Genomic DNA, 9,658 nt, shown 5'->3' on the forward strand with positions numbered 1-9,658 from the left:
CTTCAGCAATCATTATGCGGTTATCCGATACATAAAATTGCCTAACTTTAGGGGATTTTGGCCTTTATCCACATCTGGTAAAAGCTTCCGACTTCAACCCTGGCACCCATTAGACACTTAAAACATGAACAAACGAGAGGTATTTCATAACGACGATGATGCGCATCGTCTCCATATCAGTCCGCCGGGCACCAGAACAGATCCAGGTACCGACGGCATGTGGGCTGCCAATATTGAGCAGGATACGATCTTCGCGCAACTGGCAGCCATCACCAAGGAACTCCATCAATCGGGCAGAGCCATCGAACCTGACAGCGGACTAAACCAGTTAAAGCTCCTTGGCCAAGCGCGCAGCATGCTTGACGCTGCAGAGGCTGTGCTACTAGCCGACACCTACGAATTGGCAACCAAGCAGGCGGCGCAAACAGGTACTCAAGAATTTCTGATCGAGGACCCGCTTCAAACCCAAGCCGCAGAACGCTTTGGTGTAGACCCGCAGTCGGAACCGTTGGTGCGAGCCTCATTTATTGCCGAAGCCGCCGGTGCCTTGCGTCAAAGTGATCGCATTACCCAAAACAGACTTTTCACCGCTGAGGGATTACGTTATCTCTGTAAAGAGACTCTCAACGAACTGAGCCAAGGCACCATCACTACCAAAAGTGCCACCGAAATCGTCGCTCAGTCTCAAGACCTCGAACCTGATAATGTCCAGCAACTGCAACAGGTACTGCTTCCCATTGCTCGCACCGGTTCGGATCGCTCGGTGAAAGACCGTGCGCGTAAGATGCGCGAACGTTTCTTGCCAGAACCAGTGGATGAGCGTCATGACAGGGGCCGCGAAACCCGTTCGGTCATCTGGTGGCCGGAAGCGGACGGGATGGCGGTGCTCCAACTACGCATTCCCGCAGAGGATGCACTGGCGATCCTCAACACGGTCAACTGGCATGCCCGCAACCACGATGATCCAGAGGATCTGCGTAACGAACAACAACGCCGTGCGGATATCCTTCGCGATGCCATCTTGGACGGCTGGCCAGCCAGCGAGGGCACACCACTTAAGGCTCGCGTATCGTTGACCATTCCAGCCCTGCAGATGCTCGCAGATCCATCTAGGACGCTGGCGGATCTTGAAGGATACGGACCGATTGGCATCGGAGCCGCCTTGCGCGTAGCGAAAGACGCTCCCTCGCTGATGGCAGTACTCACCGACCCGTGGTCGGGTGCGGTAATTGACGTGGGTAGGCGTAGATATCGACCGTCCAAGGCACTCAAAGATTTATTGCGAGAACGCGATAACCACTGCAGGTTCCCCGGATGCAACCGACTACCTGAATCCAGCGAAATCGATCATGTTGATGACTGGGCCAAAGGCGGACATACGAACCGAACTAATTCACAGTTATTGTGCAAACGTCATCAAATGTTTAAACACGCGCTCGGTTGGCAGTCCACATATATGCCCGACGGATCGGTTAATTGGCGCTCACCGAACGGAATCTTGCAGGTGGAACTTCCTGGCAGTGTCACCAGTGTGCAGAACTTCGACTTTGAGCGGAACCAGACTCCGATGCTCCCGGCGTCTGAGTTGCCTGCTCGAATACGGAGAGTACTTGGCTGGTATGACCCGCCGGACGCGGAAGTCGTGTGAGCTGACCTCATCAATCTCTTCCCCGGGTTGAGAGCAAGCGCACGCCTGCCGATTTTTATCCACCCCCAACTCTCGGGTAGTATCTTCTATGACCCCTCGTGTGGTGTCATCCTGTTGAACTCCCCCAGGACCGGAAGGTAGCAAGGGTAGATGGGCTCTGGCAGGTGCATGAGGGGTCTTTTATTTTTCTAGCAAGCCGAATGGAGTTCGCGTGGGCGTTGGTCGTTTCGCCCCAAGCCCGACTGGGCAACTCCACTTGGGCAACTTACGCACGGCTATTCTTGCTTGGCTTTTCGCCAAGTCCACCGATCGCCAATGCTTATTGCGCGTTGAAGACCTAGACCGTGTGCGCTCCGGAGCCGAAGAACAACAGCTTTCCGAGCTTGCCGCTATCGGCCTCGAATTCGATTCACCGCTGGTACGTCAAAGCGAGCGTCTACCCGTCTACCTCGATGCGATTCAATCGCTTCGGGACAAAGACCTACTCTTCGAGTGCTTTTGCACACGTAAAGATATTTCCGAAGCTGCCAGCGCACCGCATGCTGCCCCGGGCGCCTATCCTGGTACTTGCCGAAATCTGAGCCCCGAAGAACGAGCCGAAAAAGCCAAGGAACGTCCAGCAGCACTGCGTCTGCGTGCGGCGGTCGCTCAGTTCACTGTTCACGATGTAATTTTTGGCCAGTACACCGGAGTCGTTGACGATTTTGTGTTGCTACGCAACGACGGGTCCCCTGCCTACAACCTTGCGGTGGTAGTTGATGACGGTGCCTACGGCATCGACCAAGTCGTGCGCGGAGATGACCTTTTGTCTTCCGCCCCACGCCAGGCGTATCTGGCTCAGCTACTCGGAATGCCAATTCCGACCTACGCCCATGTTCCTCTAGCATTGAATTCCCAAGGCCAAAGGCTCGCTAAACGCGATGGTGCCGTAACGCTCGAAGACCTCTCCGAAAAAGGGGTAAATGGTGCCCAGATCCGCGCCTACTTGTTAGAGTCGTTGGGCTTGCCCGGAACGTCTTTGCAGGCCGCTTTGGACTCCTTCAACCCTGATGACTTGCCTCGCGAGCCTTGGGTTGTAGAACCAGAATTTATTGTCGACCAGTTGATGCCTCCGGCATCGCGCAACCGATAGGGTACCGGTGTGAGTACAGCGCTTTATCGCAGATACCGTCCAGACACTTTTGCCGAGGTTATCGGGCAGGAACATGTCACGGCCCCACTGATGACGGCTTTGGAAAAGAACCGTGTCAACCACGCCTATCTCTTTTCCGGACCACGCGGTTGCGGCAAAACCACGAGCGCTCGAATTCTGGCGCGCTGCCTGAACTGCGAACAGGGCCCTACGCCAACCCCATGTGGCACGTGTCCAAGTTGTGTGGAGCTGGCTAATGGTGGCCCAGGTTCTCTCGATGTGATTGAAATTGACGCGGCCAGCCACGGCGGTGTGGAAGACGCACGTGATCTGCGCGAACGCGCTACTTTCGCGCCTACCCGCGACCGCTACAAGATTTTTATTATTGATGAGGCCCATATGGTCACTTCGGCGGGCTTTAACGCCCTGCTGAAAATCGTTGAAGAGCCGCCAGCACATATCAAGTTCATTTTTGCGACTACGGAACCTGAAAAGGTCATTGGCACTATCCGTTCACGCACCCATCATTACCCGTTCCGTTTAGTGCCTCCCGAGGCCCTTTTGGACTATCTCAAGGTGCTCTGCGAGCGCGAAAATGTGGTGGTCGCCGACAGTGTATTGCCCCTGGTAATCCGTGCCGGCGGCGGTTCGGTACGCGACACCCTCTCGGTTCTAGACCAACTTATGGCCGGTGCCCGCGAAGGTGGAGTGGACTACGAGACTGCGATTGCTTTACTCGGCTACACCCATTCGACCCTGCTCGATGGGGTGATTCTCTCCCTGCATGAAAGCAATGGTGCTTCCCTCTTTGGAGCCATTGACCGCATCATCCAGACCGGTTTGGATCCACGCCGTTTCGTTGAAGACCTGCTTGAACGCATGCGAGACCTGATCATTGCCAAAGCGATGCCCGAAGGTCTGGAGAAAATCTTACGTGGCACTCCTGCCGACCAGTTGGAGTCGTTGCATTTACAAGCCTCGCTTGTCGGCGCCGGTGAGCTGAGTCGTTGGGCCGACGTAACAAATCAGGCCCTGAGCGAGATGAACGGGGCAACTTCGCCTCGGTTGCACCTGGAGCTACTGGCGGCACGCTTGATGCTCCCGGGTGCCGAAAATTCGGCAAGCGCCTTTGCTGCCCGGCTCGACCGACTCGAACGCCACGCGATCTCCGGCGGCGCGCTTCCCGAGCTGCCTGAAGGCGAGATGCCAGTTCAGTCTTCATCAGCGACTCCGTCTCCGGCGGCTGCTCGTCAGGGTGCGGCTGCTGTTCGTGAAGCTCTCGCAGCAGCCAAGGGTCGTAACGGCGGGGTAGAAACAGCTGCTGTCTCTGAGCAGTCCCCTGCGCCTCAGCAAGCGGCACCAGCACAGCATGCTGCCAACGTGCAGCAGCAAACGCAGCAAGAAGTTCAGACACAGCCCGAATCGCAGGCTCCGGCCGCGCAGGGCGAGCCAGATATTAACGCTCCGTTAGATCCAGATGCGGCTCGCTCGCTGAATACCGGGGAAGCCGCCGATTGGGGTGCCACGTGGGGCCCTAAGGAAGATCTGCACCCGGTCACCACTCCGGTCCAGCCTGGTCCGAGCGTTCCTGAGGCACGCCCAGAAGGTGTGGCCCCGTTTAGTCTGATTCCAGACCCGGCAGCCGGTGAAGATCTCTCCTTCGGTACGGGGGTTTCCATCGATGATGTGAAGCAAAACCCAGCCATGGCCGAGTTTGCACGCCGTACAGCTGAGAACCGTCAGCAGCCAACTCAGCAACAGTCGCCGCCGGCGCAGGCTCAGCCACAAGTTCAGCGCGAACCGTTGCAACAACAAGAAGCATCGGCTCCAGCCGCTAACCAGCAACGCCCCGAGGATCTCCGGCAGGCTGAGGAACAGGCTGCCCGTGAGCAGGCTGAGCAGCGCGAAGCGCAGGAAAAAGCCGCCCGTGAGCAGGCTGAGCAACGTGCCGCCGCCGAGCAGCGCGACGCGCAGGAAAAAGCTGCCCGCGAACAAGCTGAAGCGCAGCAACGAGCGCAAGCTCAGCAGCAGCATCAGCAGCAGGCCGCACCTCAGCAACAGGCGCCAAATGCCTCAACCCCGGTGCAGAAGTTCCAACAGGCGTGGCCCGCCATCTTGGAGCAGTTGCAGTCAAGCTCACGAGTACTTCACTCGGTGGTTGCCAATTATGGTTCGGTGGCAGGATTTGATGGTCGCACGTTGACCCTTGCCTTCAGCAATACCGGCCCCATCGTCAATCTGCGTAATCGCCCAGACATGATGCAAATCTTGGTGGGCGTCCTTTGTCAGGTGGCAGGTCAACAAATTGAGGTCGTACTGACCGAGGGTGGGTCGGCAACCGCCGGTGGTGGTTCCCCAAAAGGTGAACGCCGGCCAACACCGGCGTCCGCCCCAGCAGTAGCCAACAACGTACAGGCTCCGAACGCTGGGGTTACGCCCAACGCTCCTGCACGCCCACAAACACCTCCTTCAGCAGCTCAACCCGCGGTTTCCCGTCCGGAGTCAGCGCGTTCAACAGCACCTATAAACAAGCCGGCTCCGGCTAAGGACAGCGGGTACGTCAGCAACTATGATGACGTCCCGCCACCGCTGGATGAACCATACATGGATGAGCCGCCCTATCCCGATGACGGATATGCGACAAGCGGTCCTACCTCGGCACCGGTTTCCGTGGCTTCACCACGGCCCGAGCCAACCACCGCGCCGCAGGTAAGCGAACCATCTTCGTTATCGCCTGCCGTGGTGGAACCGGTAATCCATGCTCCGCGAGCTACCGAATCACGCTCCTTCGACGGTCCGCCGGTGGCACCTCGCCCTCGGTTGACCGCCGGATTAAGCGCACGCCAGTCCGAGGTGCCGAGCCCGGCGATTTCTCGTCCGGTCTCGGAGACCCCATTGCATCCAGGCAGCACCACCGATACTTTCGAGTCCAAGGTGATCCGTGAGCCTGAGCCACAGCCGGTAGCCGCGACACCGGTGGCCCCTGCAGTAGCAGCCACAGTTGCGACGCCATCTAAGCCAGCGGTCCAACCGGTGACCGAATCTGCACCAGCTTGGGGTGCCCCAAGCGAATCGGATGAACAGCCCGAAGCCCCAGCCCCGGTAGCTGGCGCTAGGTTGAGCCGTTATCAGCAGCTCATGAGCCAGTCGAAGGACAACGCACCGAGCACTCAGCAGACCAGTTCGGATAATGGTTGGGGTGCACCGGATCGCGTGGCCCGTGCAGCGCCAGCGGAACCCGAAGATTTCTCGCCCAGCGAGGATGATATCGAGGTCGAGGATTCCGCGCTGATCGGAGTGCCCGCGGTGGAACGTTTGCTCGGCGGTTTGGTCATTGAACAACGTGATGTGAATGGCAATGTCGTTGAAATGAAGCGCGGGCTCTAACCGGCATCTTGTCGGAGTGAGACACTAGTGTGTAACACGGTGATTAATAAACGTTTGAACCCTCAGGAAAGTGGGCATTAGGTGTACGAAGGTGCTGTTCAGGAACTGATCGACGAGCTCGGTCGGCTACCCGGCATCGGTCCTAAATCGGCGCAGCGCATCGCTTTTCACATTCTTGATGCCGACGCCGAGGATATGACGCGCCTTGCCGCTTCCATCCAACAGGCCAAGGAGAAGGTTCGCTTCTGCGAAATCTGTTTCAACATTTCCGAGCAGGAAACCTGTGGGATCTGCCGCGACGAACGCCGCGATACCAGCCAAATCTGCATTGTGGAGGAATCCAAGGATGTGCTGGCCATTGAACGTACTCGGGCTTTTAACGGCAAGTACCACGTGCTTGGCGGGTCAATTAACCCAATCGCTGGAATCGGCCCGGAACAGTTACACATTCGTGAGCTAGTTGCGCGTTTAGGAGACAGTTCCATCACCGAACTGATCTTGGCTACGGACCCAAATTTAGAGGGTGAGGCAACTGCAATCTATCTGGTTCGTCAGCTGAGCCCTTTGGGCATCAAAATCACCCGTTTGGCCTCGGGGCTGCCGGTGGGTGGCGATCTGGAGTACGCCGATGAGGTCACCTTGGCACGCGCCTTCGAAGGGCGCCGCAATACCATTGCGCCGAGTTCTTCGCGCGGTTAAGATCAACAGCAAGATTTTTCTTCGCTACAGCCCGGCCAACCTTGTGTTGAGCCGGGCTGACTTGTCTGACGAATGTGCACTCAACCACATTGGTTGATAATGGTCAACCATCGTCATATAGTTGATATCAATCAACCTTATTTTTAGACCTTTGGAGTCGCCATGACCGCAGTAGCGCCGGTCGCAAAACCCAAGATGAGCCACCGGCAGATTATTCAATCACTGACCGGTTTGCTCATGGGCATGTTCGTTTCAATTCTTGCAGGCACCGTGGTGTCCAGCTCCCTTCCGGTCATTGTCTCGGACCTGAATGGTAGCCAGACCGCCTACACCTGGGTGGTCACCGCGACCTTGCTCGCCACCACTATATCAACCCCCATCTGGGGTAAGCTCGCCGACTTGGGCAACCGTAAACTCCTGTTGCAGATCTCCCTTGGACTATTCGTTCTCGCCTCGGCCGCAGCCGGCTTCGCGCAGAACACCGAATTCCTGATCTCCATGCGCGTAATTCAGGGCCTCGCAGGCGGTGGCATGGGCGCATTGAGCCAGATTGTCATGGCCGACATCCTTTCACCACGCGAACGCGGTAAGTACATGGGCCTCTTCGGCGCTGTCATGGCACTGGGTACCGTAGGTGGCCCGCTCATCGGTGGTTTCGTCACCGATACCATCAATTGGCGCTGGAACTTCTTCGTAGCACTTCCCTTTGCCGTCGTCGCCATTATCTTGATCCAACGCACGCTGAATCTTCCTGCCATCGCTAAGCGCAAGGTGCAGATCGACTACTTGGGCATCATGCTTCTTTCCTCCGGCGTGGCACTGTTGCTGATCTGGTTGTCCATGGGTGGTAGCGAATTCGATTGGAACTCAAGCACCAGCTATCTCATGTTGGTCGGCTCGGTCATCTTGCTAGCAATCTTTGTGTTCGTCGAACTCAAGGTCGCAGAACCACTGATCTCCCTTCAGCTATTCAAGAACCGCACCTTCACCTTCGCAGTGATTGCCTCGCTTGCCGTGGGCATCTCAATGTTCGGTACGACGGTATTCCTCAGCCAGTACATGATCATGGCCCGTGGCGCCAGCGCCACACAGGCGGGCTTGATGACATTCCCAATGATGGCCGGCTTGCTTGTCATCTCCACCATCGCCGGTGCGCTAATCTCGCGCTACGGCAAGTGGAAAGCTCTTGTCGTCTCCGGAGCTGCACTTCAGATTGTCGGATTGTACCTACTGGGAACCATTCACTATGACACCCCCTTCTGGCAGGTGGGCTTGTACATGTTCATTCTCGGCGCTGGCGTTGGTTTGGTTATGCAGAACATGGTGCTTGTCGTGCAGAATGCCGTGGAACCTAAGATTCTGGGCGTTGCATCTTCTTCGGTGAACTTCTTCCGTACCCTCGGCGGCACCGCAGGTACCGCAGGACTAGGTGCACTGCTTGCGGTCACCATTCCAAATATGATTGCCGACCGTCAGAGCGAACTATCGTCTGCCATTGCCTCACTGGGCGATAAGGCCGCCGCGGTTGGCGCATCGTTGAGCTCCGGTTCCTTGCCGACCATTTCCAACCTGCCAGAACCAGTGCGCTCGATCCTCGAATCAATCTACGGTGACGGTGTTGCTTCCTTGTTCGCCTTCGCCGCACCACTGGCGCTGATTACCCTGGTCGCAGTGATCCTGTTGCCTAATCAGCACTTGAACGAGAAAACCAATACCGAACGTTTGGCTGAAGAGTCAGAGACTGCTTCCATCACGGAATCCGACGCCTAGTCGCTGTGGAAACTGTGGAAACCGTGGAAACCGTGAAAGAAACTCAGTCTTGGACTCATCGTAGCCAGCTATTCGAGGCAGCCGAACAGGAACTTTTCACTCTGCTTTCGGTGACCGCAAAGTCCCGCCGCACCATGGCAGCCAAACTCGACGAAAAGCTACCCCCTGCGGCGGTTCCGGTGCTGGGGATGATCCTCAAATTGGGAAACACCACCCAGTCAGATATTTGCGAACATCTCATGACCGATAAGGCCACGCTCTCCCGGCTGGTGACCCGGCTCGAAGAGCTTGAGCTAGTCAAGCGGGAAGTAGACGAGACCGACCGAAGAGTATTCAACCTCTTGCCCACCGAGCTTGCCAAGGAGCGCTGGCATGGCTGGTTACAGAACTGGCGTGATGATTTACGCGAACGGATCACCAAGTGGTCCGATACAGATCTGACCCATCTCACCGGTCTACTTGAACGACTCAACGCGGATCTACGGGAACTGTAAGAAGATCCACGTGGTAGCCACACTCCTTTTTATTGGAGTGTGGCTACACTCATTTTATGGCGATTAAGAGCAGCAACATCGAGGCGATCACCAAGGCCACTAGCAAGCCGTGGGAGCAGTGGATGGAGCAGTTAGATTCTGCCGGCGCTAAAGATCTGTCGCATAAACCGCTTGCTTCAATGATTTACCAGCTCATGCCCGCAGGCCCTGAAAACCCGGGCTGGTGGGCGCAATCGGTAGCCATAGCTTATGAACAGCACATCGGCCGTCGAGTTCCCGGCCAAGCAAGCGATGGAAGTTTTAAAGGCTCGGTTTCTACTACGCTGAACATGGATCTTGAGGGTGCTTTACAAAGCTGGGTCAATACGGTCGCAGAGTTCAGTGAATTTAACGGCGCCCAACTTACGGCAGAACCCACGGTCAATGGCTCCGAGAAGTGGCGCTATTGGAAGGCACAATTTAGCGATGGTATGGCTCTGATTTTTCAAAAACGGTCACCAGCCAGTCAGATCTTGTAGTCAAACACCC

The 9,658-nt window shown here is 56.7% G+C and carries 7 protein-coding genes and 1 other RNA gene; all 8 read left to right on the plus strand.

Features of this window, described 5'->3' with window-relative positions; all coding sequences use genetic code 11:
- Positions 1–124: 124 nt before the first annotated feature.
- Entirely contained in the window at positions 125–1,648 is a 1,524-nt protein-coding gene (locus IEX04_RS16855; protein ID WP_188687278.1) for an HNH endonuclease signature motif containing protein, read from the plus strand.
- A gap of 87 nt (positions 1,649–1,735) precedes the next feature.
- An RNA gene (gene ffs / locus IEX04_RS16860) (signal recognition particle sRNA small type) lies at positions 1,736–1,832 on the plus strand.
- Positions 1,833–1,859: 27 nt separating this feature from the next.
- Positions 1,860–2,780 carry a tRNA glutamyl-Q(34) synthetase GluQRS gene (gluQRS, locus tag IEX04_RS16865; RefSeq protein ID WP_096254060.1) on the plus strand — a complete coding sequence of 307 codons (921 nt, stop codon included), beginning with the start codon at positions 1,860–1,862 and terminating at the stop codon, positions 2,778–2,780.
- Between the two features lie 9 nt (positions 2,781–2,789).
- Entirely contained in the window at positions 2,790–6,167 is a 3,378-nt protein-coding gene (locus IEX04_RS16870) for a DNA polymerase III subunit gamma and tau (RefSeq protein WP_188687279.1), read from the plus strand.
- A gap of 81 nt (positions 6,168–6,248) precedes the next feature.
- On the plus strand, positions 6,249–6,866 hold the full coding sequence (recR, locus tag IEX04_RS16875) for a recombination mediator RecR (RefSeq protein WP_096254057.1): 618 nt from the start codon (positions 6,249–6,251) through the stop codon (positions 6,864–6,866).
- A gap of 162 nt (positions 6,867–7,028) precedes the next feature.
- Positions 7,029–8,636, plus strand: coding sequence for a DHA2 family efflux MFS transporter permease subunit (locus tag IEX04_RS16880; RefSeq protein ID WP_229677215.1), 1,608 nt, complete (start codon positions 7,029–7,031; stop codon positions 8,634–8,636).
- A gap of 5 nt (positions 8,637–8,641) precedes the next feature.
- The gene (locus IEX04_RS16885; RefSeq protein ID WP_188687280.1) at positions 8,642–9,130 is read left to right on the plus strand and encodes a MarR family winged helix-turn-helix transcriptional regulator; all 489 of its coding nucleotides are present in this window, start codon (positions 8,642–8,644) and stop codon (positions 9,128–9,130) included.
- A 122-nt stretch (positions 9,131–9,252) separates the two neighbouring features.
- Positions 9,253–9,648 carry a hypothetical protein gene (locus IEX04_RS16890; RefSeq protein WP_229677216.1) on the plus strand — a complete coding sequence of 132 codons (396 nt, stop codon included), beginning with the start codon at positions 9,253–9,255 and terminating at the stop codon, positions 9,646–9,648.
- Positions 9,649–9,658: the final 10 nt, after the last annotated feature.

Source organism: Glutamicibacter ardleyensis, from assembly GCF_014644555.1.
GTDB classification, from domain to species: domain Bacteria; phylum Actinomycetota; class Actinomycetes; order Actinomycetales; family Micrococcaceae; genus Glutamicibacter; species Glutamicibacter bergerei.

What these genes read in the sequence shown, in the direction of transcription:
- IEX04_RS16890 (WP_229677216.1), top strand. Translation starts at nt 9,253, where the DNA reads ATGGAGCAGTTAGATTCTGCCGGCGCTAAAGATCTGTCGCATAAACCG.
- IEX04_RS16880 (WP_229677215.1), top strand. Translation starts at nt 7,029, where the DNA reads ATGACCGCAGTAGCGCCGGTCGCAAAACCCAAGATGAGCCACCGGCAG.
- IEX04_RS16855 (WP_188687278.1), top strand. Translation starts at nt 125, where the DNA reads ATGAACAAACGAGAGGTATTTCATAACGACGATGATGCGCATCGTCTC.